The sequence below is a fragment of the uncultured Sutterella sp. genome (genome assembly GCF_937923675.1).
Lineage (GTDB): Bacteria > Pseudomonadota > Gammaproteobacteria > Burkholderiales > Burkholderiaceae_F > Sutterella.
This window is the reverse complement of record NZ_CALDXB010000014.1, coordinates 1-26,922: the sequence shown is the minus strand read 5'-3', so window position 1 is coordinate 26,922 and position 26,922 is coordinate 1. Positions and strand designations below refer to the sequence as shown.

Annotated in this window: 22 protein-coding genes; 8 read left to right on the top strand and 14 right to left on the bottom strand. The window is 59.1% G+C overall.

Annotated elements, in window-relative coordinates:
* Positions 1–63: 63 nt before the first annotated feature.
* Positions 64–354, bottom strand: coding sequence for a hypothetical protein (locus tag Q0106_RS01230; RefSeq protein ID WP_297607817.1), 291 nt, complete (start codon positions 352–354; stop codon positions 64–66).
* Between the two features lie 310 nt (positions 355–664).
* On the opposite strand from Q0106_RS01230, the gene Q0106_RS01225 reads away from it, so the two are divergent.
* Positions 665–1,783, top strand: coding sequence for an IS630 family transposase (locus Q0106_RS01225; protein ID WP_297607814.1), 1,119 nt, complete (start codon positions 665–667; stop codon positions 1,781–1,783).
* Positions 1,784–1,803: 20 nt separating this feature from the next.
* On the opposite strand, the gene Q0106_RS01220 is transcribed toward Q0106_RS01225, so the two are convergent.
* The 3 genes from Q0106_RS01220 to Q0106_RS01210 form a co-directional block, all read right to left on the bottom strand.
* Positions 1,804–4,938 (bottom strand): efflux RND transporter permease subunit, encoded by a 3,135-nt coding sequence (locus Q0106_RS01220; RefSeq protein WP_297607812.1) that lies wholly within the window; start codon positions 4,936–4,938, stop codon positions 1,804–1,806.
* Positions 4,935–6,293 (bottom strand): efflux RND transporter periplasmic adaptor subunit, encoded by a 1,359-nt coding sequence (locus Q0106_RS01215; protein ID WP_297607810.1) that lies wholly within the window; start codon positions 6,291–6,293, stop codon positions 4,935–4,937. The genes Q0106_RS01220 and Q0106_RS01215 overlap by 4 nt, the downstream gene beginning before the upstream one ends.
* Positions 6,294–6,363: 70 nt before the next feature.
* Positions 6,364–6,729, bottom strand: a complete 366-nt coding sequence (locus Q0106_RS01210) for a copper-binding protein (protein WP_297607808.1) — start codon at positions 6,727–6,729, stop codon at positions 6,364–6,366.
* A gap of 412 nt (positions 6,730–7,141) precedes the next feature.
* On the opposite strand from Q0106_RS01210, the gene Q0106_RS01205 reads away from it, so the two are divergent.
* On the top strand, positions 7,142–8,170 hold the full coding sequence (locus tag Q0106_RS01205) for a branched-chain amino acid aminotransferase (RefSeq protein WP_297607806.1): 1,029 nt from the start codon (positions 7,142–7,144) through the stop codon (positions 8,168–8,170).
* 270 nt (positions 8,171–8,440) lie between these two features.
* Here the strand turns inward: Q0106_RS01205 and Q0106_RS01200 are convergent, their stop codons facing one another.
* Together Q0106_RS01200 and Q0106_RS01195 are read right to left on the bottom strand one after the other, a co-directional pair.
* Positions 8,441–9,064, bottom strand: coding sequence for a response regulator (locus Q0106_RS01200; RefSeq protein ID WP_297607804.1), 624 nt, complete (start codon positions 9,062–9,064; stop codon positions 8,441–8,443).
* Positions 9,064–10,926, bottom strand: coding sequence for an ATP-binding protein (locus Q0106_RS01195; protein ID WP_297607801.1), 1,863 nt, complete (start codon positions 10,924–10,926; stop codon positions 9,064–9,066). The genes Q0106_RS01200 and Q0106_RS01195 overlap by 1 nt, the downstream gene beginning before the upstream one ends.
* 242 nt (positions 10,927–11,168) lie before the next feature.
* Here Q0106_RS01195 and Q0106_RS01190 point away from each other — a divergent pair, with 242 nt between their 5' ends.
* Positions 11,169–11,720 (top strand): DUF1440 domain-containing protein, encoded by a 552-nt coding sequence (locus Q0106_RS01190; protein WP_297607799.1) that lies wholly within the window; start codon positions 11,169–11,171, stop codon positions 11,718–11,720.
* A gap of 389 nt (positions 11,721–12,109) precedes the next feature.
* Here the strand turns inward: Q0106_RS01190 and Q0106_RS01185 are convergent, their stop codons facing one another.
* From Q0106_RS01185 to Q0106_RS01170, 4 genes are all read right to left on the bottom strand, one after another.
* Positions 12,110–13,327 carry an ATP-binding protein gene (locus tag Q0106_RS01185; protein ID WP_297607797.1) on the bottom strand — a complete coding sequence of 406 codons (1,218 nt, stop codon included), beginning with the start codon at positions 13,325–13,327 and terminating at the stop codon, positions 12,110–12,112.
* A 177-nt stretch (positions 13,328–13,504) separates the two neighbouring features.
* Positions 13,505–13,795, bottom strand: coding sequence for a hypothetical protein (locus Q0106_RS01180; protein ID WP_297607795.1), 291 nt, complete (start codon positions 13,793–13,795; stop codon positions 13,505–13,507).
* A 118-nt stretch (positions 13,796–13,913) separates the two neighbouring features.
* Positions 13,914–15,305, bottom strand: a complete 1,392-nt coding sequence (gene dcuC / locus Q0106_RS01175) for a C4-dicarboxylate transporter DcuC (protein WP_297607792.1) — start codon at positions 15,303–15,305, stop codon at positions 13,914–13,916.
* 265 nt (positions 15,306–15,570) lie between these two features.
* Positions 15,571–17,475 (bottom strand): NAD(+) synthase, encoded by a 1,905-nt coding sequence (locus Q0106_RS01170; RefSeq protein WP_297607790.1) that lies wholly within the window; start codon positions 17,473–17,475, stop codon positions 15,571–15,573.
* Positions 17,476–17,700: 225 nt separating this feature from the next.
* Here Q0106_RS01170 and Q0106_RS01165 point away from each other — a divergent pair, with 225 nt between their 5' ends.
* Positions 17,701–19,131 (top strand): C69 family dipeptidase, encoded by a 1,431-nt coding sequence (locus Q0106_RS01165; RefSeq protein WP_297607788.1) that lies wholly within the window; start codon positions 17,701–17,703, stop codon positions 19,129–19,131.
* A gap of 111 nt (positions 19,132–19,242) precedes the next feature.
* Here Q0106_RS01165 and Q0106_RS01160 read toward each other — a convergent pair whose 3' ends face one another.
* From Q0106_RS01160 to Q0106_RS01145, 4 genes are all read right to left on the bottom strand, one after another.
* Entirely contained in the window at positions 19,243–20,157 is a 915-nt protein-coding gene (locus Q0106_RS01160; RefSeq protein WP_297607785.1) for a radical SAM protein, read from the bottom strand.
* A gap of 118 nt (positions 20,158–20,275) precedes the next feature.
* Positions 20,276–20,740 carry a Fur family transcriptional regulator gene (locus tag Q0106_RS01155; RefSeq protein ID WP_297607782.1) on the bottom strand — a complete coding sequence of 155 codons (465 nt, stop codon included), beginning with the start codon at positions 20,738–20,740 and terminating at the stop codon, positions 20,276–20,278.
* A 71-nt stretch (positions 20,741–20,811) separates the two neighbouring features.
* Positions 20,812–21,621, bottom strand: a complete 810-nt coding sequence (locus Q0106_RS01150) for a metal ABC transporter permease (protein WP_297607779.1) — start codon at positions 21,619–21,621, stop codon at positions 20,812–20,814.
* A gap of 2 nt (positions 21,622–21,623) precedes the next feature.
* Entirely contained in the window at positions 21,624–22,319 is a 696-nt protein-coding gene (locus Q0106_RS01145; RefSeq protein WP_297607776.1) for a metal ABC transporter ATP-binding protein, read from the bottom strand.
* Positions 22,320–22,426: 107 nt separating this feature from the next.
* On the opposite strand from Q0106_RS01145, the gene Q0106_RS01140 reads away from it, so the two are divergent.
* The 4 genes from Q0106_RS01140 (at position 22,427) to Q0106_RS01125 (ending at position 26,801) form a co-directional block, all read left to right on the top strand.
* Positions 22,427–23,326, top strand: coding sequence for a zinc ABC transporter substrate-binding protein (locus Q0106_RS01140; RefSeq protein ID WP_297607773.1), 900 nt, complete (start codon positions 22,427–22,429; stop codon positions 23,324–23,326).
* Between the two features lie 635 nt (positions 23,327–23,961).
* Positions 23,962–25,104: a PLP-dependent aspartate aminotransferase family protein gene (locus Q0106_RS01135; RefSeq protein ID WP_297607770.1), complete on the top strand. Its 1,143-nt coding sequence runs from the start codon at positions 23,962–23,964 to the stop codon at positions 25,102–25,104.
* 99 nt (positions 25,105–25,203) lie between these two features.
* Positions 25,204–26,016 carry an amino acid ABC transporter substrate-binding protein gene (locus Q0106_RS01130; protein ID WP_297607768.1) on the top strand — a complete coding sequence of 271 codons (813 nt, stop codon included), beginning with the start codon at positions 25,204–25,206 and terminating at the stop codon, positions 26,014–26,016.
* 119 nt (positions 26,017–26,135) lie between these two features.
* Positions 26,136–26,801, top strand: coding sequence for an amino acid ABC transporter permease (locus tag Q0106_RS01125; protein WP_297607765.1), 666 nt, complete (start codon positions 26,136–26,138; stop codon positions 26,799–26,801).
* The last annotated feature ends 121 nt before the right edge of the window (positions 26,802–26,922 follow it).

The window sequence follows — 26,922 nt, the reverse complement described above, 5'->3', positions numbered from 1 at the left end:
CTGAAAATCAAAAGATTCCAGCTGAAATTAGAAATTAATGTGCGTCAGCCCTGAGAAGTGGAATCAGAGGTTGAAGTCGCGTGCGAGACGGGACCTCAGGACGTTTCTCAGGGCTTCGATCTTCGTGCCGTAGTCCGGATCGAGATTTCCGGGCGTGCGGTCGTTGACGAAGCGTCCGAGATTCTTCATGTCCTTGCCGACGGCGGCATCGTCGTCAACCACGCGCATCGCGAACATCCAGGTTTCCCATTCCTGAGGATTCTTGTTGAGGGAGTCCCCGCTCTGGCCCTGGCCCATGCCGAGCCAGCCTGCGTTCATGATGGTGTAGAAGATCTTGCCCGGAAGCAGTCCCACGCGGCCCTTGGGAACGTTGCCAGCGGGAAGCCTTTCGAGGAGACCGAGAAGCTTGCAGTCTTTCGTATAATGAAATGCAGAGACATACAGAGAGACGACGTGAATTTAACAGAGACGCAAAAACGTGCAGTGGTGAAGCGCATCGCTGATGTTCTGGAAAAACTAGGTGTTGCGGGTTTGGCTGTCGGCATTTTCCAGGGCAACAACATAGGAACAGTGGTCGGCATCGCATTCGTTTTTACGTCAGTGGCATTATTAACACAGCATCGATATAGTTAACAAAAGGTTTTGGCTACGCTATAATTGATAAATGAATTACGAAGACAAATCTACCACTACTCTCGACGGTCGCAAGACCACTCCTGAAGCCCAGCTGGAGCTTCGCCGCCGCTGCGTCATTTACTTCCGTGATGGAGTAAAGCGCGCTGAAATCGCACGCAGACTTGGATTGAGCCGCCAATGGGTTACCAAGATCATCCAGGTCTACCAGGCCGAAGGCTTTGACAGCGCCGTTGCCGGCAAGAAGCGAGGCATGAGTGAGGCATCTGCAGAAGGAATGCGGGTGCTCAGCCATGAAGAAGCAAAGAAGGTTGCCAACTGGATTGTCGATAAGAACCCGGCGCAGCTGAAGTTTGACTTTGCCTTGTGGACAGCCAAGGCAGTGCGCCAGCTCATCTACCGAGAGTTCGGCAGACAGCTCGCCCTCTCGACCGTACGCAATTACTTGCGTTCATGGGGCATAACGCCTCAACGTCCGAAAAAGAAAGCGATTCAGCAGGATGATGCCACGGTTCAGCGCTGGCTTGAAACGGACTATCCGGCTATTACTGAACGCGCAAAAAAAGAGAAGGCCACCTTTTTTTGGGAAGATGAAACCGCGGTTCAGCAGGACACCAATTGGATCCGAGGCTACGCGCCGCGCGGAAAGACGCCGACGATCCTTCATGATCGCCGCGCCTGCTACGGCGCTCCCGTCATGATCTCGGCCGTGAACAATCAGGGGCTGTCGGCTTTTGCTTTTCAGCGAAGCGCCGTGCGCCGGTATTCATTCGTACGCTTCCTGCATCGTCTCATCAAGGACTACGGCGGAAAGGGCAGAAAGCTCTTCGTCATCTGCGACAACTGCAGGATTCACCACGCAAAGCTGGTCGCCGCCTGGTGCGAAGCTCATAAGGAAGAAATCGAACTCTTCTTCCTTCCCTCGTATTCGCCGGAACTGAACCCCGATGAGTTTCTGAATCGTCAGCTCAAAACGAGTCTGCGGGTGAAGGGCCGAAGAATCACGAAGAAACGCTCGAGCACGCAAAGGAGATCACCTCCACTTTCAAAAGTCAGAAGGCCCCTATTCGCGCCTGTTTTACGAATGAGAGTACCCTCTATGCACAGGCGGCCTGACACCGAACCGTCTATAGCACCATTTGTCAACTAAATCATTGCTTTGTTAATAACTTAAAGAGCTCTGCGCTTCAGCATGATGAGCTTCCACGCAGCCGGAATCACAAAGAGCGAAAGGAGCGGCGCCGTAATCATGCCGCCCACCATCGGAACGGCAATGCGGCTCATCACCTCGGATCCAGCGCCCGTCGAAAGGAGGATCGGAATCAGGCCCGCAAGAATGACGGCAACCGTCATCGACTTCGGCCGCACGCGAAGCGCCGCCCCGTGCTCGATGGCGCGGTCGAGTGCTTCAACGCTGAAGGTCTTCGGATTCCCGAGCGAAGGGTCGGCCGCCACGGCGTGCCTCAGGTAGACGAGCATGACGACGCCGAATTCCGCCGCAAGACCGGCGAGCGCAATGAAGCCCGCGCCGACAGCCACCGAGAAGCGGTCGCCCATGAGGTAGAGAAGCCAGAGTCCGCCCACCGTCGCAACGGGAAGCGTCGTGAGGATGAGAAGCGCCTCGGAAAGCCTTCTGAAGCAGACGTAGAGCAGCACGAAGATGATGAGCACCGTCATGGGGGCCGCCACGAGGAGCCGCGACTTCGCGTGCTCCATCATTTCGTACTGGCCCGTAAAGGCAACGGTGACGCCCGCCGGGAGCTTCACGCTTTTCGCGATTTCCATCCGGAGGTCGTCGACCACCGAAGCCATGTCGCGCCCGCGCGCGTCGACATAAATCCAGGCTGCGGGCCGGCCGCCTTCGCTTTTAAGCATCGAGGGACCCGAGGTCACCTTTACCTCTGCGACATCACCCAGCGTAATTCTCTGCCCCGACGGCGTAATGACGGGAAGGAGCCTCAGCGCCTCCGGCGTCCCTCTTTCCGCCTGCAGGTAGCGGATCGAAATCGGATAGCGCGCGACGCCGTCCACGAGGTCGCCTGCCATGGCGCCCCCGACGGCCGACGAGATGTAGTCCTGAACGTCCCCGATCGTCATGCCGTAGCGGGCAGCGCGGTAGCGGTCAATGTCGATGTCGACGTAGCGCCCGCCCTCGAGCCTCTCAGCAAGGGCCGACTGAACGCCCGGCACCTTTCTCGCCGCTTCCTCGACCGCTTTGGCAGCGCCGTCAATGACCGCGAGGCTCGGCCCCTGAATGCGGATCCCGATCGGCGACTTGACGCCCGTGGAAACCATGTCAATGCGCGCGCGGATGGGCGGCACCCAGAGGGATGCGAGCCCGGGGAGCTTCACGCGGCTGTCGAGCTCGTCGATGATTTTTTCCATCGTCATGCCCGGACGCCACTCGCTCTCGGGCTTGAGGTGAATCGTGGTTTCAAGCATTTCGAGCGGCGCCGAGTCCGTTGCCGTGTCGGCGCGCCCCGCCTTGCCGAAAACAGAATCCACCTCGGGGACCGACTTGATGAGGCGGTCCGTCGTCTGAAGGATTGCCGCCGCTTCGCCCGCTGAAACGCCGGGCAATGTCGTCGGCATGTAGAGAATGTCCCCTTCGGCAATCTGCGGAAGGTATTCCGCGCCGATTCTTTCGAGCGGATAGAGCGCCGTAAAGAGAAGAAGCACCGCAGCGCAGATCGTCGTCTTCGGGAACCTGAGCGCTCCTGCAAGGAGCGGCCTGTAGCCCGCAATCAGCGCCCGGTTGATGGGGTTCTTCTCTTCGGGCGGAATGCGGCCGCGGATCCAGTAGCCCATGAGGACCGGAACCAGCGTGATCGAAAGGAGCGCAGCGCCCGCCATCGACCAGGTCTTCGTCCAGGCGAGCGGACCGAAAAGCCGTCCCTCCTGGCCTTCGAGCGTAAAAATCGGAATGAAGCTCAGCGTAATGATGAGAAGCGAAAGGAAGATCGCCGGCCCCACTTCAGTGGCGGCCGAAGTGATGAGCGCCCAGCGGGGCTCGCCCTCGAGCTTCTCGCCCGGATGGTCCCTTTCCCAGTCCTCGATCTTCTTGTGGGCCGACTCGATCATGACGATCGCGCCGTCGACCATCGCGCCCACGGCGATCGCAATGCCGCCGAGCGACATGAGGGTCGCCTCGATCCCCTGAAAATGAATGGCGATGAAGGCAAAGCAAAGTCCTAGGGGAAGCGTGATGATGGCGACGAGCGCGGACCGGAAGTGCCAGAGGAAGATGCCGCAGACGAGCGCGACGACGATCGCCTCTTCGATGAGCTTCGAGGTGAGGTTGTGAATGACGCGGTCGATGAGGTCGCTCCGGTCGTAGACGGGAACGATCTCAACCCCTTCGGGGAGACCGGGCTTGATTTCCTCGAGCCGCTCCCGCACGGCGGAAATGACTTTCTTCGCGTTCGCGCCCTTGCGGATGATGACGACGCCGCCCGCGACCTCGCCTTCCCCGTTTAATTCAGCAATGCCGCGGCGCATTTCAGGCCCTGTGCGGACCTGCGCCACATCGGAAAGCAGAGTCGGCACGCCCGAGGCATTCGCCTTCAGAACAATGTGCCGGAAGTCGTCGAGCGTCCTCAGGTACCCGCGGGCGCGCACCATGACTTCGGAGCCCGCAAGCTCCACCGACCCCCCGCCCATTTCGGAATTGGAGCGCGAAAGCGCCGTCCTGATGTCGCCGATCGTGACCCCGTACTGCTCGAGCTTCACGGGATCGGGGAGAATCTGAAATTCCTTCACTGCGCCGCCGACGCTCGCCACCTCGGCTACACCCGGAATCGTCTTGAGGTCGTAGCGGAGCACCCAGTCCTCGAGCGCCCTCAGGGACTCGAGGTCGTGCTTTCCGGTACGGTCGACGAGCGCATATTCATACACCCAGCCGACGCCCGTGGCGTCGGGGCCGAGCTCGGGCGAAACGCCCTGAGGGAGCGATCCCGTGAGGCCCGAGAGCGACTCGAGCACGCGCGAGCGCGCCCAGTAGAGGTCGGTGCCGTCCTCAAAGATCACGTAGACGAAGGACGTCCCGAAGGAAGAGAACCCGCGCACGGACGCGGCTCCCGGGACCGAGAGCATGGCCGTTGAAATCGGATAGGTAACCTGATTTTCAACGATCTCCGGCGCCTGCCCGGCATAGTCCGTCTTGATGATTACCTGAACGTCCGAGAGATCAGGGAGCGCATCGACGGGCGTGCGCATGATCGTAACTGCGCCCCAGAAGGCAAGGAGAAGCGCAAAGAAGAGGACGAGAAAGCGGTTTTTTACCGATGCTTTAATAAGCGCGATCATTTCCCGCTCTCCATGGTCATCCCAGCAGCATCGGCTGCAGCCGGGGCCTTTTCAGCCGGAGACTTGAGGCGCTCGAGCGCTCCGGAGATCGACGCTTCCGAATCAATGAGATAGATGGAGGAAAGCACGATTTCGTCGCCGGCATTCACTCCCGAGACGGCGGCCGTGCTCCCTGAGGCATCCTTGACGGCAACCGGCGTCGGATAAAAGCGCCCGTCTCGCTTCACGATCACCCGCGTCAGGCGGCCGTCGTCGATCACGGCTTCGCGGGGAATGAGAATGCCTTTTTCGCCCGGCGCATCAATATGAAGGACGGCCGTCATGCCCGGGCGCAGCGTCCCGCCGGGGTTCGCAACCTGAAGGCGCAGTCTCAGCGTCCGTGTTGAGGCATCCGCCCCGGGGAGAAGCGCCTCGGAGAGGACCTTCCAGGATTCGCCGGGGAAGGCGTCGGACGTGAGGCTGAATTTTGTTCCTTCCTTCGCGACATCCCGCGCATAGGCTTCCGGAATGGAAGCGACGACCCAGACGGGGTCGATGCCCTCAATTTCCGCAACCGTCTGAGAGGCATTCACATTCATGCCGGCACGCATCGAAATCGCCGTCACGACGCCGCTGATCGGCGCCTCAATCGTGAAGACGGTCTTCACGCGGCGCGTGCGGATGAGCTCGTCGATGTCCTTCTGCGGCATGCCGAGGAGCTTCAGGCGCCTCAGCGTCCCTTCAATCGCCCCCTGAGGCGCATTGGTTTCCCGCTGCACGAGGTATTCCGTCTGCGCTTCCGTCCACCCCGGAATGGTGAGTTTTGCGAGGATCTCGCCCGCCTTCACGGGGTCCCCAACGGCAAGGGGCGACACCGATTCGACGAAGCCTCCGGAGCGCGCCTGAACGACGGCATAGTCGTGTTCGTTCAGGACCACCTCCGCGGCGAGCCTTGCTTCTTTGCGGAGTTCTCCCTCTTCTGCCCGCATCGTCCGGAGTCCGAGCGACTGCTCTACGGCCGGCGATACAGACACGGACGGCGCATCGCCTGCAGCCGTCTCAGCCCCCTCGTCGGCATATTTCGGCACCAGGTCCATGTCCATGAAGGGCGAGGGCCCGGGCTTCGGAAAATGCGCATCGGGCTTCATCGGGTCGTACCAGTAAAGCACATGGCGGCCGTCGGCATCGGGCTCGGCAAGCTCCACGCCCTCCGGCGTCTTTTTCCCGGAGGCGGCGGAAAGCGGCGCTTCCGTTTGCGGCGTCCCGGCGCTCTCATGCTTCATGTAAAGCATCACGCCGGCTCCGCCCAGGGCGAGACCGGCAATAAGCGCGAGAACAACGGGGAGAATGCGGAATTTCTGCGAGGCTTCAGACATGGCGGCCTTCTTTTTTTCTCTATGGACGACCGGAGCGAGACAATGCGGCTCCGGGATGAAGGAGGCTCTTTCAGCGCGAGAGCGTCTGAAGAACGGAAAGCGTTCCCTCCTGAAGGAAGGTGAAGTTCACCTTGTCGCCCGCCTTGACGCCTTCAACAAGCTTCGGATCGCGGAAGGTAAAGCGCATCGTCATCGCAGGCCACTTGAGTTCCGGAATCGGTTCGTGGCTGATCGTCACTTTCCCTGCCTTCAGGTCGACCGACTTCACGACGCCCTTCGCAGCCACGGCATGCTGAGCCGTTTGGGTGCTTTCGCCCTGCATCATTCCCATATGACCGGAGTGATCCATGCCGGCCATGCCGTTCATGCTGCCGCCGGCGGCATAAACGGAAGCGGAAAGAACAGCCAGAACACCAAGGGTAAACATGCGGTTCATTTTGAAAACCTCCTTTTTCCAAGAGCAAAATACCGATATGGGTAAAAACGAGCATAGTGTATACCCTTATCCGTACGATGTCGAATCGAATGGTTTCACTCTGTGAACCCGAAATACTGTTTTCAAATGCCGCGCTCTCATGCAATTTTCAGAGGGATCTCAAGTGAATCCATTGAAATACATGGATAAGCATCAGAATAAAACGGATAAACGCAAAATTTTCCAGTGAATTCGTTCTGAATCCAATCGGCTAAGCGGAAACGCCTAGGATCGGCGCTTTCCCGCTCGAATCAGGGTGTTAGGATTTTTCCTGCCCGGAAGCCCGAAGGCTTTCCGGGGAAAAAGTTTCTTTCGGGGCTTCAGGCTTCACTAGCGATGCCGGGAGCTCAGCAAAAAGTGGATGAAAAATAAAATGGAACCCAAAAAAGACATCGACTGGTCGAAGCTCGGCTTCGGCTACACCGCCACTGAATATCGCTGGCAGGCTACCTGGGAAAACGGCAAGTGGACCGAAGACGGCCTCGTTGAGGATCCGAAGCTTCACCTTTACGAATCCGCCTGCGTCTTCCAGTACTCCCAGAGCTGCTTTGAAGGACTGAAGGCCTACCGCACGAAGGAAGGCAAGATCGTTACCTTCCGTCCGGACATGAATGCCGAGCGCATGTACAACTCCGCCCAGCGTCTTGAGATGCCGCCCCTTCCGAAGGAGCTCTTCCTCAAGTCGATCGACGAAGTCGTCCGCGCCAATGCCCAGTGGGTTCCGCCTTACGGCACCGGCTGCTCGCTCTACATCCGCCCCTTCATGATCGGCTCGGGCCCGCAGATCGGCGTTGCTCCGGCTCCCTCCTACCTCTACCGCGTCTTCGTGATGCCGGTGGGCGCATACTTCAAGGGCGCCGTGAAGCCCCTGAAGCTCTGCGTTTCCGACTTCGACCGCGCGGCCCCGCACGGCACGGGCGACATCAAGGCGGGCCTCAACTACGCGATGTCCCTCCATCCGACGATGGAAGCTCACCGCAACGGCTACGCCGAAAACCTCTACCTCGATCCGCAGACCCGCACCTACGTCGAGGAAACCGGCGGCGCCAACATCCTCTTCGTTGATCAGGACAACACGCTCGTCGTTCCGAAGTCGAATTCGATTCTTCCGTCGATCACCCGCCGCTCCCTCGTCTACGTCGGCGAACACTACCTCGGCCTCAAGGTTGTCGAACGCCAGGTCCGCTTCGACGAGATCAAGAACTTCAAGGAATGCTGCCTCTGCGGCACGGCCGCGGTGCTCGCCCCGGTGGGCCTCATCCACACCCACGAAGGCGACATCATGATTCCGTCCGGCATGGACAAGATGGGCGAAGTGTGCACGAAGCTGCGCACGACCCTCACGGGCATCCAGGACGGCGCCATTGAAGCTCCGAAGGGTTGGATCCGCGAAATCTGCTGATAGCTTGAATTAAAGCTGACAGCTCATTTGAAACAGGCTCCTTCGGGGGCCTGTTTTTTGCTGTAAAGTATTGATTTCCCTGCTCCTCTGCAGGGGTGTTTCACTAGATTATTAGGTACTTTCCTGATATTTCTGGTTTCCCCGCGAAAGCGGGGTTGTTCGGGAACGCCGGTCTTCGGGCCGGCGTTTCTTTTTCTGCTGAAGAGCAATGTGCCGCGGCAGTAGAGAAACTGTCTGTGACTACCACTTCCGATCATCCGCGAACATTGACTATTTCCCCGCAAGGATCTTCTCAATTCTCCTCACCGCCCTTGTGACGCCCGCGGCCCCGCGCACGTCGAGCTTTCTCGAAACCTCGCCCCGGTAGACCTGCACGGTCTTGGGCGAGATGCCGAGTTCGGCGGCGATTTCCCGGTTGAGAAGCCCGGCAGCAATTCTTTCGGCCACCTCGCGCTCGCGGTCGGTAAGCGTCTGCCATCTCGCAACTTCCCTCGCGGCATCCTCGGGCTCGGCCCCTTCAGCTCGCTCAATAGCCGACCAGATGGCCTCAAGAAGCCGCGTGCGGTCTGAGCCTTTTCTCAGAAAGGCAACCGCACCGCTCCTCATGGTGTCGACCGCCATGTCGATGTCGCCGTGCGCGGATAGGAAAACAATGGGGAGCGTGATGCCGCGGCGGATCATTTCCTGCTGCAGCATGAGACCGCTCATTTTTCCCATGCGGACGTCGAGAATCGCGCAGCCCGGAACGGAAGGCGCATCCCCTTTAAGGAAATCCTCAGCGCTCGGATAAGCCGCGCAGTCGAAGCCTTCCTCCTCGAGCATGAAGGCAAGGCTGTCGCGCGCCGCCGGGTCATCGTCGACAATTCTCACAAGGAGGCGTTTCATCTGAGCCATCAGGCTTTCTCCTTTTCGTTTTCCTTAGCTTCTTCCGCCGGGAGCGACGCAACGGCTCTCAGCCCCGCGGGTTCAATCCGCTCAAACCGGATGCTCCCGAGCGCTGCCTCAAGGAGCGCCTTCACTATCATGAGGCCGAGACCAAGCCCCTGCGCCTTTGAGGACTTTCCGGGCGTGAGGCCGAGATGAACATAGGCCTCATCGGAGAGCCTGGGGCCGTTGTCTTCAACGCGGATTTCTATCGTTTTTCGATCGGATGCGAGAGCAACCTCGAGCCTCACTTCCGGGGACGGGCTCTTTGAAGCCGCATCCACGGCGTTTGCGAGGAGGTTGACGATCACAAGCCGCAGATCGAGCGGATCCATGCGCACCCGGAGTCCATCCGTCTGAGGGGAAAGATCGAGCGAGAGCTTCGCGCCCTTCGCCCTTCGGCTCACCCGGAACTGCCGGAAGGCTTCGCGGACGGCTTCCGCGACGGAAAGCGCCTCCGCTCTTCTCCTGCCTTTGCCGTACTCCCGCACGCGGTCGACAATGTCGCTCGCGTGGAGCGCTTCCGTGCGGATTTTTGCGACCGCGTCGAGCGTTCTTGCCGGAACGTCGTCCACGTCCTCGAGGCTTCTCATCGTGCCGCGCGAGAGATTCTGAATGGCTTCGAGAGGCTGCTTCAGTTCGTGCGCGATGATGCTTGAGATCTGCCCGACAGCGCCTGCGTGCTGCATGGCGCTGATCTGTTCATTGGCCTGTGCGGCCTCGCGCTCGAGCCTGCGGCGCTCCTCGATTTCGTCCTCAAGCGCCCTCGTGCGGATTCTCACGAGCCGCCGCAGAATCACGCCGTAGAAAAGAAGCGCCGCAACCAGAATCGCGCTGCAGACAACGGCGGACGGATACTCCTTCCAGACGCGCCGGAAAGTCCACTCGCGAAGATACTCATAGGGCCCTAGCTTCAGGCTTTCGAGCATCTGGTCCGTCCGCGTGAAGTCGGTCGAAATCCCCCAGTAGCTCCCGTCCTCATCCACCGGCATTGAAAGGAGAAGCGCCGTCACGCGCCGCGCATGCTCAACGCCGAGCGGGCTTGTTCCCGCAAGGATGATGCCCGGATAAAGCACTGTGGAATGAAGGCACGCGAGACCGTCGACGGGCTGGGCATTGAGCACCCGGAGCTTTGAGCCGATTTCGGCAATCCGCTTTTCACCGAGATCCTCAAGAAAGCACCCGCGCAGAATTCCGCCGTCGATGCGGCCTGCGAGCACATCCTCAAGGATTTTCCGCATCTGCCCGGGCTCATCGCGGCGCACCGACCAAAACCCGTCCGGGTTGAAGCCGGCTTTGGCGATTTCATGCTCCACGTAGTGGAGGCCGAGTTCGCACTCCTCCGTCTGGGCCGCAATTCTTTTGCCTCCCAAGTCGCTCAGGCGCACGAGGTCACTCCTATCGGAGCGGACCACCACAACCGCCGCAGACGACCGGTTGGGGTCTTTCGCGCGCGGGCTCACCAAAGCCGCGAGCGGGCGGACCTTTTCCGTCGGATCCATCGCGAAGAAGCTTGAGCTCGCGATCACGAGGTCGGCATTTCCGCGGCGAAGCTCCTCGCGAAGCGGAATATGCGGGAGCGACCGGAAGGTGAGCTCGAGCCCGGGCCAGTTCTTCTTCAGATACTCCATCGAGCGCACGATGAAGTCGTAGTCCTTCCAGGGGCGCGAATAAAGGAGCACTGTTACGCGAAGCTTTGCGGGTGAGGCTTCGGGAGCGGCAGACGGTGAAGCATCGGTCGATCCTGCCGACGCGGCCAGCGCAGCCGGAAGGAGAGCGATCACCGAAAGGAACGCGGCAAAAGTGGAAATAAGGGGCTTCAGTCTTCTCATGACGAGGATTCTGCTTGACGGGCTTCCTACCACCATTGATGCGCGTCAAACGCGCGTTTTCGAAAAGTCCTAAGACATTTGAGTCCCCCGGGCATCACCGCAAGGAAGCTGATTTTCAGGGGAAAAGAGAGGAATAAAGTTCCTTTCGCACGCCGCGGACGCCGCCCGGACTTCTCTCGGAAAAGCCCGATTTCCTTCAGCGCACCGCGGCATAAGTCAAAAATTCTTGAAAGGAATTACCCATGCAGCTCAAAGCGCCCACCTCAACCCGGGACAAGATCATTCTCGGCCTTCTCCTCGGCCTCGTCGCCGGCATCGTCGTCGCCTTCGCCAAATTCGGCTGGGAGGTCCCCTTCCCGCCCCGCACGCCGCTTCGCGACGCCACGAACCCGCCGCAGGAGCTTCTGCAGCAGCTCGGGTTCTCTTTTGAATTTACGCACACAACCTACGAGTACTCAGGGAATCCCCGTCCGATCGTGAGCTTCGTCGTTCATTTCGGCTTCTCGATCTTCTTCGCCATGCTCTACTGCTGCATCGCGGAGTACTGGGCCGGGATCAAGAAGTGGCAGGGTGCGCTCTACGGCATCATTCTCTACTTCGCCTTCCACGTCGTCATCATGCCGCTCATGGGCACGGTGCCTGCTCCCTGGGATCAGCCTTTTGCCGAACACTTCTCCGAGTTCTTCGGTCACGCATTCTGCTTCTGGTTGATGGAAGTCGTGCGCCGCGACATGCGCTCGCGCTGGACCGGCCTCTCGGATTCTGAATACGGTTCGGTTCCTGTGACGCGCTGATGGAAGGAGAAAGCCTGAACAAGACGCATTGAAAAAATAGTTCTGAAGGGCCGCCCGGTCGATTCCCCAAAATCGGCCGGGCGGCTTCTTTATTAGGCGCGAAGCCTCTCAACAGCTGACCGGCCGCTCATCGTCTGATAGTGCCTGGGCGATGAGCCGTAATGACGGGAAACGGCAAATTTGATCAAATTTATCGAATATTACAAAAACTCTGTAATATTGCATCAAATTCGTAAGCTCCCCATTGATTTTGCTGCGATTTAACGCCATAAATGAGAATGGGAATATCTAATCATGAGCTTCCCATGAACAAATCAACCGGTCGTCTTCTTTATTGGACGTGACACCTCTGAGAGGCAGCCAGGCCCCACCAGCGCGAGTCCCCACGGTTAAATCTCGAAGATGGAATGCGCGATCACATCATCGGAAAGGAACCGCTTCTTCTCCGCCATATTGCAGATGATCGCGCCCAGTCCTCTCTTCAGACCCATCTTGTCGAGAACCGCAAAATTCTTTGCCATTTCAAGGTGCGGCGTTTTCGTCGATTTAATTTCGACCGGATGCCAGCATCCTTCGTGATGGATGATCAAATCGATCGTTTTCTGCCTTTTGGGGTCCCGGTAGAAGTAGAAATCCGGCACGCGGCCGTTATGCACCCAGCTCTTCAGGATTTCCGTGATGACGAACGTCTCAAAGAATGCGCCTGAATTCATATCCGCCTTCAGTTCGGCGGGAGTCGTCCTTCGGCAGAGAAAGGCCGCCAGGCCGACATCGGTCATATAGACCTTCGGGGATTTCGTGAGCATCTTCCCGGCGTTTCCTGCGAGCGGCCTCAGCAGATACACCAGACCACTCGCCTCGGCAATGGAAAGCCACCGTTTTGCGGTCGACTCATCCACGTCCGCAATCCGCGCGAGCTGTCCGATTCGAAGTTCCTGCCCGGTCCTCAGCGCCAGTCCCTGCATGAAGCGCTGATAGGCGGAGAGCTTCCCGACATTCCAGATGCCGGCGACATCCTTTTCGAGGAAAGTCGTGATGAACACATTGAAATAGCGATGTCGCTCCTCCGAATTAAGTTCAAGCGCCTCCGGCCATCCGCCCTGCCAGATGATGTTCCAGATCCGATCTGCGTCTTCATCGGGCAGCCCGGCTTTTTTCTGAGCATCCGGGAAATACGGTTCCTGCTCCAGACCTTTCCCTGCCCGCTCATAAAGACTGAGCGGCATCAGCTGCTGATCATAGATTCTTCCGGCAAGAGAATCGCCGACGCCCCTCATCTGCACGAATTTCTGAGAACCGGAAAGCCAGACTCCGCCTTTTTTCTCCTCACGATCAACGAGAAGCTTGATGGTCAGGAACAAATTCGGGGCGCGCTGGATTTCATCAATGGTGAGAGGCAGCTCATGCTCCTCGAAGAAAGCTTTCGGAGAGTTCCAGGCAAGATCCAGGGCGTCCAGATTCTCAAGAGTCACGTAACCACAACTCGGCTCCTTGAGGTGCCTGAGCGTCGTGCTTTTTCCTGTCTGGCGCATTCCGGAAAGCATGACAACCTTGAAGCGCTTTGAAAGTTCCGGAATTATTTTTTCGACAGTTCGAGGAAGGTACATCTGTATTCCCTTAAGTCCTTGGAGCCGGGGCCTCTTACTTCAGAGTCAATGCAAAGCGGAAGCAGAAGAAAAAATGCAGAATCACTCCGGAATTTTTCCGGAGTCATGATTCCAAAGCTTCAAAATTCCATCGTCATCGGGGAATTCCCGACATGGCCTTTGACTTTCACTCCCGGATCACCATTCGATTTCCTTCACCTTCAACTGGATCCATTCAAATTCCCGATCATCCTTCGGCATGGAAAGCAGGAACTCATTAAAGGTCGGTTTCCCGATCTTTTTCCCGTCGCTCAGTGCCGCGACCTCGGGACCGCTGGGATCAACCGCCGCGCGTCTTTTCTCCCGATCTGCTCCTACCCGTTCGGGAGAAGAGTCAGATATTGACTTCATAAGAGCATCCGTCCGCTGAGCGCTCTTGTTCGAGCCCTGGCGACCGGGTACGCGTTTTACGCTCGACTGTGGATTCATTTCTACCTCCGCTCCATAGCAAACGGCCGGTCCCACTCTAAACCATGGAACCGGCCGCTTACATTCATCGCGAGATGCCGGGAGAAGCCTCAGGCGATCTCAGCCCGTCATAGTTTTCTTAGAGAATGACAACCGACGCGAGGAAGGTGGCAAGAAGCGCGAAGACCATGACGGGTATCGTTCTTCGGACAAGCTCGAAGGGCGAAACCTCAGCAATGCCCGACACCGCCATGACGACGCCGGCGATCGGGGACATCGAGCGGGCGATGCCGCTCGCGAGCTGAACGGGAACGGCCATCGTCACCGTGCTCCAGGCAACCGATTGCGCAGCCTGCGGCAGGAGCGGCGAGAAGGCAAAGAAGGCCGCGTTGCCCGAACCCGTCACGAATGCGGCGAGCGTCATGATGAGGAACATGGCAAGGAGCATCGTGACGCCGCCCGCGCCCTGCATCTGCGCGACGCTCTGAAGAATCGTGTCAATGCCGCCCGAACGCTTCAAGCCTTCGGCGAAGACTTCCGCGCAGACGATGAGAAGAACGGTCGAGGAAAAGATCTTTCCCATGCCGTTGAACATCGCCTTCGTGCGGTCCGTGCATTCGCGCAGGTTCCTCACCGTCAGGAGATCGACCACAAAGGCGACGAGCGCGCAGGAGAGGATGGCCGTCACGACTTCAAGACGAATGCCGGCATAGACGAGCTTCGAGAAGACGAAAAGAAGAACGACCGGGAGAATCGGAAGGATCGCGTAGTAGATCGGAGCCTCGGGCTGTGCCGCCGCGCCTTCCTTCTTGACTTCGGTTCTGAGCTTGAAGTCGTCCTGCGTGAGCCGCCCGCTCGCGAGATCGCGCTTGTCGAAGAACTTGCCGAGAACCACGTGGCCGACCGCAATCACAGCGGCCGTGATGATGCCGACGGGGAGCTGATTCTCAATAAAGAATTCCATCACGTGCAGATTCGAGATTTCCGCCGCAAGGAGCGAATTTCCCGAGGCGGGACCCAGGTCGAGGCAGCTCGCCGTGGCGACCACGGCAGCAGCCGAAAGGCGCGACACGCCCACCGCAACGAGAAGCGGATAGATCGTCACCATGAGGAGCATGCCGAGGCCGACGGCGGACGGGATGAAGACATTGAGAAGCTGGCCTACCAGATACGCGACGCCGAGAAGAACGTAGGGCGCATGAATGTAGGAAAGGGGCTTGATGCAGATGTTGACGAGCGCCTTCGTCGCGCCGATCTTGTCCATGTAGTACGCAAAGCCGCCCACGCAGATGATGTTCATGCCGATGCCGGCCGTGCGGCTCTGCAGCAGGTTCGTGAAGACCTGAACGATGTCGAAGACCGCGCTGTGGGTCGCCTTCTTCCCGGTAATGAGGGGCGCCCCCGAAATGATCGAAACGCAGATCAGAAGAAGAAGGCCGACCATGAGCAGCGCCCATGGCGCGTAGTAGCGCTTGATGACGAGATACGCCGCCAGTATGACGCTCGCGACAACCAGAAAAATGCCCAGCATGAGTTGGTCCTTATAGTGTGGGTTCTGTTGGGTGAGTGCCTCAAAATGTCTTTCAGACCGTTTGTGACAATAAGTAAATTTTACTCATCCATACTCTTTACACGACGCGGTTCATGTCAATGAATGACCAAAAAATACGTATTCATAGCGTTTGTCTGTAGATTAAATTTTATCAATCGTATTAATACTAAATACTTTTATTCAACAGATGGCGTCTTCACTCAATGCATAGGAATAATCCGCGCAGAGCGGCGCTGCCGCTAATCTACTCAATGCGGCCGAGGTCCGACGGGAGCCTCAGGTCGCCGCGGGGCGAGAGCGCAACCGAGCCGATCTTGGGGCCGTCAGGCATCGAGCTACGCTTGTACTGCTGCGCGTAAAAGCGCCTGAAGAAAGTCTCTGCCGTGCGGTCGATCTCTTCAGCCGTAGTGCCGCTGAAGGCGATTTTCGCGAGCGCGACGATCTTTTCCCTCGCAAATCCCGAGCGCATCAGGTGAAAGAGGAAGAAGTCGTGAAGCGCATAGGATCCGATCGTCGATTCGGTCGACTGAATGCGCCCCAGCGCATCGGGGGGAAGAAGTTCGGGGCTGATTTCGGTTTCGGCAATGGTCTGAAGAATATCCCGGAGTTCCGGGCGCATATCTCCTTCCGTGACGACGAGGTGCTTCACGAGCGTCTTCGGGACGCCTGCGTTCACGGCATACATCGACATGTGGTCGCCGTTGAAGGTCGCCCAGCCGAGGGCGAGCTCACTCATGTCGGACGTGCCCACCACGAGGCCCGATTCCGCATTGGCGACGTCCATCAGAATCTGCGTGCGCTCTCGCGCCTGCGCATTTTCAAAGACCACGTCGTACCTGTCTTCCGGGTGCCCGATGTCTGCGAAATGCTGCCGGCAGGCCGGACGAATGTCTATCGTGCGGCTTTCAATGCCGAGCGCTTCCATGAGGCGCCTCGCGCTTTCCTTCGTGCCTTCGGAGGTGCCGAACCCCGGCATGGAGATGCCGAGGATGTCGGATCTCGGGCGGCCGATCCGGTCGAAAGCCTCCGCGGCGACGAGAAGCGCGAGCGTGCTGTCGAGTCCCCCTGAAATCCCGATCACGGCGCGGCGGATGCCGGTCTTCACGAGCCGTTCGGCAAGCCCTGCCGCCTGGAGACCCAGAATTTCCCGGCAGCGTTCATTCCGGCGCTCCTCCCCTTTTGGCACGAAGGGCATGGGATCGACCGCCGCGGGCCAGAGCGGCGATTTGGCGGCATAGGTGGGTTCTGCGGCGACGCGGCGGTAGTTGAGCGCTTCCTTCGGGAGCCCTTCCTTCATCGTGCGAAAGCGCACCCGCTCGAGCTCGATTCGCTCGAGGTCGATCTCTGCCGAGACGATGCCGCTCTTCCAGATGGACTCAGCCGCAATGCGCCCGCCCGCAGCAATGATCTTGTGGCCGCTGAAGACCAAATCCGTCGTGGATTCGCCTTCGCCCGAAGACGCATAGACGATGGCGGCAATTTCCCGAGCGCTCGTCATGCGGACGAGGTCGCGCCGGAAGCGCGCCTTCCCCGTGGTCTCGTTCGAGGCGGAGAGATTCGCGATGACGTTCGCGCCCGCGGCAGCGTGGCGAGCGCCCGGCGGAACGCCCACCCAGAGGTCTTCGCAGATTTCGGCTGCCGCCCGGATGCCGCTTTCCGATTCGACGATGATGTCGGTGCCGAAGGGAATCCGCATGCCGGCGACTTCAACCGAATCCGAAAGCGCATCGGCCGCAGGGGAGAACCATCGCGCCTCGTAAAACTCCTGATAGTTGGGGAGAAAGCTCTTCGGCACGGCAGCAAGCGGGCGTCCGTTCTGAAGGAAGAGCGCGGCGTTGTAGAGCTGACCTTCGGAAAGCAAGGGAAGCCCGAGGAGAACCACCATTTCAGGCGTCCTGCGGGAGGCTTTAAGGACCAGCCCGAGCGCTTCATTCACCTTGCCGAGAAGACCCGCGCGAAGGAAAAGATCCCCGCAGGTGTAGCCCGTAAGCGCGAGTTCCGGAAGGACCAGGAGGTCTGTCTTCGCGCGGCCCGCATCCTCAAGAACCCTTTCGATTTCGCGGGCGTTGGCGAGGGGTTCGCCCGGATGCGTTCTGAAGGAAGCCGCTCCGAGCCTCACGAAGCCGGTCGAATTGGAGCCGATGCGCATGATTCCCTTTCCTCTGGTCGCCGGGCGTCCGATCCGAACGAAGGCGTCCGCGTTTTGAAGCCAATAATGGTTGCAATTTTAGTCGGTGCGGAAGACGGGTCTCCGCGCTTTTCTGAATACTCTCCCCGGGCGATCCTCTATACACTTCTCCCTATTCTTATCCGGGGCCGGATAAGCCGGATCTTCCCGGCCGCGGCCTCTCTCAAAAACAAGGGGAATAGATACATGTGCACGAGTCTCATCGCCGGTGAAAAAGCCACTGCCGACGGTTCCTTCATCGTTGCGCGCAGCGCCGACAGCGCCGCCATCAAAGCGCAGCATTTCGTACACCACCCTGCCCGCCAGGGCCAGAAGGGCATCTACAGCACGAAGGCCCACGGCGGCGTGAACGACTTTACGTATCCGCTCCCTGAAAATTCCCTCGCCTTCACGACGATTCCCTTCTGGAAGACGCAGCTTCACGGCGCCGCGGGCTTCAATGAAGCGGGCCTCGGCCTCACGGGCACGGAATCGATCTTTGCGAGCGAAGCCGCCCTTGCCGTCGACCCCTACGTGAAGGAAACGGGCATTACCGAGGACGACATCGCCGACGTGCTCCTCTCGCGCTGCCGCACGGCCCGCGAAGGCGCCATGACGCTCGGCGCCATCATTGAGGAAAAGGGCGCCGGCGAAGGCTTCGGCGTCGCCTTCGTCGACCAGTCCGAAGTCTGGTATCTCGAAACGGGTTCGGGCCACCAGTGGCTTGCCCAGAGAACGCCCGCTGAGAAGTACTTCGCTTCCGGCAACCAGGGGCGCTTCCAGGACTACGACCCCGAGTCGTCCGACATGATGGCTTCGAAGAATCTCGTGGAGTTCGCGATCGAAAAGGGTCTCTACAACCCTGAAAAGGACGGCGCCTTCAACTTCTCTAAGGCCTATACGCGCGACGACGACCGCGACCGCATCTACAACGACCCGCGCGTCTGGGTGATGCAGAAGTACTTCAACCCCTCTCTCGTTCAGGACCCGCAGGCAGGCCGCACGTTCCCGGTCTACCTCGTCCCGGAAAAGAAGGTGACGGTTGAGGACGCGAAGGCCATGATGCGCGACCACTTCGAAGGCACCGAACACGACCCCTATTCCCAGGGGCTCCGCGGCGACGAACCCTGGCGCCCGATCAGCGTCTTCCGCACGTACGAAGCGCATGTTCTTCAGGTCCGTCCGTGGCTTCCGAAGGAACTCGGCGAAGTGATCTACGTCGCCATGGGCATGGCCGACCTCTCCGTCTTCCTTCCCTTCTATGCCGGTCTTTCGCGCTCCCCCGAATCGTGGACGAAGGGCACCGACCAGGGCGAGGCGGATTCCGCCTACTGGAAGTTCCGCCGCGTGCAGACGCTCGCCATGACGGACTACCCGAAGCTCGCCCCGATCGTGAAGAAGACCTGGGCCGACTTTGAAGCCGATGCGAAGGTCCGTCAGGAAGCCATGGAAGCGAAGGTGCTCGAGCTCTATGAAGTCGACCGCGCGAAGGCGCTCGCCGAACTCGAGGCCTTCAACCTCGGCCTCATCGCCGAAGCCGAACGCACGGCCGAAAAACTTCTTGAGAAGCTCTTCGTGATCCGCACCGTCGACATCGAAGCCGTTGTTCCCGCGAAGAACCGCAAGAACAAGGACTGATTGATTGTGCGATCAGGGAGCCCGGGCGGCTGAAAGCCCCGGCTCCCGACAAGCATTTAGGGCGCCTTTTCCCATCTGCGGGATCAGGCGCCTTTTTCATCCCGCTTTCCCTTACCCGGGCATCACTTCCGGAAGCACATGGTCGCCGTTGAAGTGCGGAATGAACTTTTCCTCGTTCGTCTTCCCGATCTGCATGAAGCCCTTCGTGATGCCGATCTCTTCGGCGTGCCGGATGACCTTCTGGTACTCGAGCGTCGTGAGCGGCCGGTTGATTTCCGGGTGCCTGCACGCCTTGAAGATCGGCATGTACTGATTCATGACGGAAATGTAGATGTCGTCGCCGAACCGGTCATGGAGCCACGAGAGGCACTTGCAGCTGTCGCGCCACTGCCAGGGGAGCACCAGGTGCCGCACGATCATGCCGCGCTTCATGAGGCCGTCCTCGCCGATGACGGCCGGGCCCGTCATGCTGAACATCGTCTCGATCGCTTTTGAGGCGTATTCGAAGTAGTGCGGAACGCCCGAATACTTTTCCCCGAGGCGGCTGTCGAAATACTTGAGGTCCGGAATGAAGATGTCGACCAAGCCGTCCAACATCCTGAGGGACTCCGCGAGCTCATAGCCGTTTGAATTCCAGACGACGGGAAGAGCGAGCCCGCGCGCCTTCGCGGATTCGAGCGCCTCAACAATCTGCCGCGTGTAGTGGCCGGGCGTCACGAGCTCGATGCAGGTTGCGCCTCGCTGGGCCTCTTCAAGAAAAATGTCCGAGAGCCGCTCCGTCGACACGCGGAGGCCCTTCCCGCCCGCGCTGATTTCGTAGTTCTGACAGAAGCAGCAGCGCAGATTGCAGTGAGAGAAGAAGATCGTGCCCGCACCCGTTTTCCCGGAAATGCAGGGCTCCTCCCAGGCGTGAAGGCTCACGAGGGCTATTTCAATATCGTCGCTCGCGCGGCAGATGCTGCGCTTCAGGCCGGCTGCCGAGGAACGGTCGGCATTGCAGCGCCTTGGGCAGAGATTGCAGATCATGACGGTTGAGAAAATCGAGCTCCGGGAAGCAGAATGCCCGGCTCTCCTTCAAGCAAAACGAAAACCCTGATGTCCGGACGCAGAGCGCCGTCGCTCGGGCGCCCTCCAAGGCATCCGGTCAGGAAGGAGAGGAGTTTACGCCGGAGGAAGGCGTTGATGCCGAAGCCTGACCTTTCGCTCTGCAGTCGCTGCAGAGTCCCTGAATGACGGAACTCTGGAGATCGAGCTCCACGCCGTGGTCCTCAAGGAGATGATTCGAGAGCGAAGCCGTCATGCGGTCGATCTCCGAGCAGCGAAGATGAAAGAGCTTGCCGCAGCTGCGGCACTGAACGTGGTACTCGGCCGCGCCCGGGTCATTGAGATACTCGTATTGAGCGGGCGTCCGCTTGTCCAGAACGAAACGCCGCACAACGCCTTCCCGGGTGAGCGTTTCAAGCGTCCGATAGACCGTTGTGCGGCCGACAGCCGCCCCGCCCTGTCGAATCGCCTCCACCACCTCTTCGGCGCCCATGTACTTGCCGGCATTCGCCTGCAGTGCAGCGAGGACTGCTGCACGCTGGCGCGTCGAATATCGAACGGGCATAGCCAGAATCTCCTGCTCTCTTCCGTCTCCTTCAAGAAGCTTTAATGATACGCGCGCCCGGAGCACTCCCATCACCGCAGAACCGGAATGACGCGCATCAGAAGCGTCGTGAGCGCGAGCACCGCAACAGAAACCAGTGCCGTAAGACCGCCCGGCGCCGCATTGACGACTGCTGAAAGCACGAGGCCCGCCGCCGCATCAAAGAGGCTGATTCCGATGGCGCTCCAGAAGGTCGCGCGAAAGCCGACCTTGAGCTGAAGCGCCGTGGCTACCGGGATTGCAATCATCGAGGAGAGCACCAGCACGCCGGCGATGGGGATGGCGGCGGCAACGGCCGCGGCCGTGAGAAAAGCAAATGCATACCGGTGAAAGACCACATGGATGCCGGCGATCCTCGCCGAATCCTCATCAAAGGAGATGGTGATGAGTTCGTTGATGGAGAGCGACAGATAAAGGAGCGCAAGCGCCGTAATGCTCCCGATCATGAGGATGTCGTCGTCGGTGACGGTGAGAACGCTCCCGAAGAGAAAGTTTTCCGCTCGCCCCTGAACCGCCCCCGAAGTAATGAGCGTCACCGCTGTGCCGACGGCGAGCGCAAGCACAACCGTGAGAATCAGGTCCGTGCGCTCGCGAAAGAGATTTCTCATGGCTTCAATCAGCACGCCGCAGAGCGCGGTGAAGAGAAAGGCGCCCGCAAGCGGATTGGCGCCGAAAACGAGCGCGGCGGCGACGCCCGCGAGCGAGGAATGGGCGAGCGTGTCGCCGATCATCGAAGTGCGCCTCAGAACAAAGAAAATCCCGATCACGGGACAGAGCACGGCCATGCAGAGAATGGCCGCCGCAGCGCGCTGCATGAATCCAAATTGAAAAAGTTCAAGCATGATCAGCCTTCATTGCGATCCGGTTCCAGTTCCTTCTTCTCTTCCTCCTGATAGGAAGCCGGCGAACAGATGTGCGCGCGGCCGTCCCTGAGGTGAATGAGCTCCGTGCTCGAGGCGACGGCCTCAGCGAGGTTGTGCTCCACCGCGACGATCGTGATTCCCCTCTGCCGGTTCAGGCTTTTCAAGAGCGCATAAAGCTCCCGCTGGCTCCGGAGATCCACGCCGGTCGAAGGCTCATCCAGAATGAGAAGACGGTTCTCGCCCAGCAGCGCTCTTGCCAGCAGCACGCGCTGGCGCTCGCCTCCCGAAAGACTCGGGAAAAGGGAGCGCTTCATTCCGGCCATGCCGACAGCTTCGAGCACGTCCTCTACGGCTTCGTCCCGATCGCTCCCGGGCATTCCTTTTGCTGAGGCAAACGAGAAAAGAAGCTCCTCCACCGTGATGGGGAACCCGGCCATGGAGGTCGGATCCGTCTGCGGCACATAGCCGATCGCCTTCGTCGCCACCCTGATCCAGCCGGAAGATGGGGACAAAAAACCGAGAACGAGGCGCATGAGCGTTGTTTTTCCCGCGCCGTTCATGCCGATGATGGAGGCGTAGCTGCCCTCCTCGATATCGAAGGAAAGATCCCTCAGCAGATAGGGCGCGCCTCCGGTGTACGAAAAGTAGAGATGCGAAATGGAAATCATCCCGGACATTTCAGACGCTTCCTCCCTCCCCTTGAAAACAACCCGATGGGAGGCGTAGTATACGCGTCGCCGATCAAATTGGGAATGGATTCCAATTTCATTTTAAGGAGCTCAAAATGCAGAGGAGAAAATTCGTGGGACTGGGGGCTGCCTGCGCGCTCGCGCTGACTGCAGCGCTTCCGGCACGTGCAGAAGGAGAGCAGCCGATTCTGGTCGCGGCGAGCTTTGACGCCATGGCCGAACTCGTAAAGGCCGTGGGCGGCAGTCTTGTCCGGGTGGAGACACTTATTCCGCCGGGAGCGGAGCCGCATGACTTCACGCCGACCGTGAAGACGACAAAGCTTCTCAGAGCGGCGAGCGTCCTCGTTGTGAACGGCTTTGGAATGGAACCCTGGGCGCAGAAAATCGCAGCTGCCGCTGACAATCCGCGCCTGATGCTCGTTACCGCCTCTGAGGGAGCGGTGCCCGTCAAAAATTCAGATCCCGATGAAATTGCCGAACACGGCGCGGATGACCCGCACCTCTGGCTCTCCCTCTCGGGCGCAGAGATCGAAGCGAGGAACATTGCCGAAGCGCTCGCCAAGGCGGACCCGAAGAATGCCGAAGCGTACCGAATGCAGTTCACGCTTTTTAAGGGAAAGCTCCACGTCCTTAAAACTCAGTATTCGGAGCGCTTCAGGAATGTCAAACGGCGCTTCTTCGTCACCGGCCACGCCGCTTTTGCTTATCTCTGCCGGGACTTCAATCTTGAGCAGAAGAGCGTGGAAGGCGTTTTCGCAGAGGGAGAACCCACGCCGAAGCGGCTCGCAGAGCTTGCAATCGAGCTGAAGAAAGCCGGCGTCAGAACGGTTTTCGCCGAGAAACTCCTGAGCCCCGCAGTTTCAAAAACGCTCGCCCAAGAGGCAGGCGCCCGCGTGGAAACGATCTATACCATGGAATCCGCCGAAGACGGAAAGAACTACCTGGAGCGCATGAGGAGCAATCTCGAAAAAATCGAATCCGCGCTCGACGAATGAATTGCGGAATCGTTAATGTATTACCCGGCTTCCTTTTCGCTAAGCAATAAGTACTATTGACAGTCAACGCAAGAAGGTAGAGACTAACCCTAACTCGCCGGATGCTTCACCGCGCCGGCAATGCTTGGTCAACTTTTTTGGGAAGGAAACGTCATGATGGTCTCCGCGTTCGCAATGATGTGCATCATGTGTCTGATGTGCACCATGTGCCTCCAGAGCCGCCGCGACGCCTGCCCGGTCTCCCTGCGCATTCCCCTCGTCATGAGGGCCTGAACTCGCGCACCCGAGAGATCAGAAAGTTTTTTTGAAGGCGTCCCCGCAAAGGACGCCTTTTTTTTGTTCCTTCACCACCCCACCCGCAAGCACGCAAAGGCCGCTCAATGACCTCCTTCAGCTGTCTCCGTCCGCGCATTTCGGCTTCCTGTCGAATGTGCATGCCTCCAGCCTCAATGCTTCAAGCGCCGGCAGATTTCTCACTTTTCAGTACGAAGGTGATTTGTTCCTGCTCCTGATCGGATCGGCGCCCGCACTGTCGACGCATTGAGGCCGAAGCGAAGAACCCCCTTTTTCTTCCTGCGGCCTTTTTTGCACCCTGAAAAAACGTACCTCTTTCACAAAATACCCAAGGATTTCAAATGAAATACGCAACGCTTGCCGTTCACGGCGGTTTTAAGGATGAATCTCACCAGGCAGTCACGTATCCGCTCTATCTCTCCTCGACCTTCATCCAGCCCGATTCCGAACACTTCCAGTCCTACGGCTACTCGAGAAGCGCCAACCCGACCCGCGCGTCGGTTGAGAAGCTCGTCGCGGACCTCGAGGGCGCGAAGCACGCCTTTGCGACGAGTTCCGGCATGGCCGCAAATGCCCTCGTCTTCGAGCTCCTCGAAGAAGGCGACCGCGTTCTGATCTCGAGCGACGTCTACGGCGGCACGTGGCTCTTTACGACGCAGCTCTTTGCGAAGCGCGGAATCGAATTCGAGGTGGTGGACGACTTCAACACCTACGACTTCTCGAAAGCGCCGGCCAATACGCGCCTTGCCTTCATCGAAAGCCCGACGAACCCGCTTCTCACCGTAACGGACATCCGGCGCGTTTCCGCAGCCGCCAGGGCCCGCGGGATTCTCACCGTCGTCGACAACACCTTCCTCACTTCCTACCTTCAGAAGCCGCTCGACCTCGGCGCCGACATCGTCGTCTATTCGGCCACCAAGTACTACGCCGGCCATTCGGACCTCCTCGCGGGCTTTGTGGTTCTGAACGACGACACGCTCTATGAGCGCCTGAGAATTTACAGCAAAGCGCTCGGCGGCATTCTCGACCCGCTCGACAGCTTCCTCGTTGCCCGAGGGATCCGCACGCTTCCCCTTCGCATGGATCAGCACAACCGCAATGCTGAGCGCGTGGCGGAATTCCTCTCGTCGCACCCGGGCGCTGCAAAAGTCTTCTATCCGGGACTCAAAAATCATCCGGGCCATGACATTCAGGCGAAGCAGGCGAGAGGCAGCGGCGGCGTTCTTTCCTTCCGCTTCAATGAGTCCCAATACGACCTCGACCGGTTCGTGAAGGCCCTTCGCATTTTCGCCTTCGCCGTGAGCTTAGGAGGCGTCGAATCCCTCATCTGCCGCCCGGCCACGATGACGCACGAATCCTATTCGCCCGAGCTCCAGCAGAAGCTCGGCATCACCCGGAACCTTCTGCGGGTCGCCGTCGGCATTGAAGACCCCGGGGACCTCATTAAGGACCTTGAAGACGCTTTCGCGGCAGCGAAGCGCTGATTTGAATCCATCCGCTTTTCCGGAGGTCCGGGCATTCCATTCCTTTCTATTGACGCTCCCGCCCGGGCTTCCGGTCCCCAATTCTCAAGGACATCCATCATGACCATCTTTTCCTCCATTCGCCGCACGTTCCTTTCCGCCGCTCTCTTCACGACCACCTTCGCCGTGCTCGGCCTTCCCCTTGCGCCTGCCCATGCCGCTGACGGAGATCTTCTCCAGAAAATCCAGGCCGCGGGAGAAATCCGCATCGGCACCGAAGGCACCTACCCGCCCTACACCTACCATGACGAAAAGGGAACGCTTACGGGCTTTGACGTTGAGATCGCAGAAGCCGTAGCGAAGAAGCTCGGCGTCAAACCGCGCTTCGTCGAAACCGCCTGGGATTCGATGATTGCCGGGATCGACGCGAACCGCTTCGATATCATCGTGAACCAGGTCGCCGCTACGCCTGAACGCAAGGAAAAATACGATTTTTCAGAACCTTACCTTTACGTCACGGGCGCCGTCATCGTGAAGAAGGGCAATAAGGAAATCCGCAGTCTCAGGGACCTCAGGGCGAAGCGCGCCGCGCAGACCGTCACCTCCGACTGGGCGGATCAGGCCCGCAGGGCGGGCGCTGAAATCGTGAGCGTTCAGGATTTTTCGCAGTCCGTCCAGCTCGTCGCCTCGGGGCGCGCCGATGCGACGATCAATTCGGAAGTGTCGACGCTCGACTTTCTGAGCCAGAAGCCTGATGCGCCGATTGAGATCGTCGAGCGCACGCGTTCAGGAAACGGCATTGCAATCCCCTTCCGCAAGGGCAATCCCGGATTCAAGGCCGCAATCGACAAGGCGCTCGAAGAGCTCAGGGCTGACGGCACGCTCTCAAGGATCTCCCTCAAATACCTCCGCACCGATGTGACGAAGGATTGATGCTTCTCGCTTCAGTCTCAGACTGAGCCCGCTTCACCGGGAGGAGCCAATCCTCCCGGAAGAACGCTTTTTCTTGCTCCGACTCCATTCAATCCGGCCTGGATGCCGGGAAATCCCCCATGAACGACCGCATCATCGGAATCCTCGAGGATTCATTCACTCAGCTCATCATTCCCGGCATCACTGCGACAATCCCGCTCACGCTCATCTCCTTCGCCTTCGGTCTGGCGATCGCGCTTTTCCTTGCGATCGTGCGGACGAAGAATGTGCCAGTGCTCTCGACCTTCGCGCGCCTCTACGTCTGGATCTTTCGCGGCACGCCGCTCCTCGTGCAGCTTTTCGTCATCTTCTACGGGCTCCCGAGCATCGGCATTACGCTCGAAGCCTTTCCTTCAGCGATCATTGCCTTCTCGCTCAACGTAGGCGCCTACGCTTCGGAAGCGATTCGCGGCGCCATAGCGGCAGTCCCCAAAGGACAGTTTGACGCGGGCGCCTCCATGGGCATGAATTACCTCCAGATCATGCGGTTCATCATCCTCCCGCAGGCGATCCGGATTGCCTATCCGCCGCTTTTCAACGAATTCATCTCGCTCGTGAAGAGCACGTCGCTTGCGTCTTCCATCACGGTTTTCGAGATGTTCATGAGCGCGCAGCGGATCGCCGCGCGCACCTATGAGCCTTTCTGGCTCTACCTGGAAGCGGCGGCGATCTACCTCCTCTTTTCCACGGTGCTGACGCGCCTTCAGGCGATCGGCGAAAAGCGCCTCAGCAGATACGGATATTGAGTCTGCTCCGCATTCTTTTTTCCTGCCGAGGCGAACTTTGCCGTCGCGCCATCCATGAGTCTTCTTTCTAAATTGTTCTGTCGGCGTACGTATGAATGCACCTGAGCGCGCTACCCCTACC